Genomic DNA, 293 nt, shown 5'->3' on the forward strand with positions numbered 1-293 from the left:
GGCACAAAATCGTAAAAGGAGCCGCCAAGCACGCCTAACAACCGGCCGTGGCCAAGGCCTGCTCGTCGAGGGCGATGAGCACGGCGTCCTCCTTGGCGTTCTGCAGCAGCGCCGGCAAGTCGATAGACTCGAAGAATGCCTGGCGCTTCGTATCGTTGCCGTCGGCCAGAACAATAACGTCAGCTCCTTCTACCAGGGGCTTTGCCTCGTTCTCGGTTTCACGCTGCAGAATGCGCAGCTCGCCCACGGGAATATCGGCCTTCGTGAGCGCCGAGCAGAAGTCCATGCCCAAG

Annotated in this window: 1 protein-coding gene; it reads right to left on the reverse strand. The window is 60.8% G+C overall.

Going from position 1 to position 293, the window contains the following annotated elements:
- Positions 1-34: 34 nt before the first annotated feature.
- A partial coding sequence (locus PZH32_RS13465) for a hypothetical protein (RefSeq protein WP_275208757.1) occupies positions 35-293 on the reverse strand: 259 nt, incomplete at its 5' end.

Source organism: Adlercreutzia equolifaciens (assembly GCF_029076695.1).
Classification (GTDB): Bacteria; Actinomycetota; Coriobacteriia; order Coriobacteriales; family Eggerthellaceae; genus Adlercreutzia; species Adlercreutzia equolifaciens_A.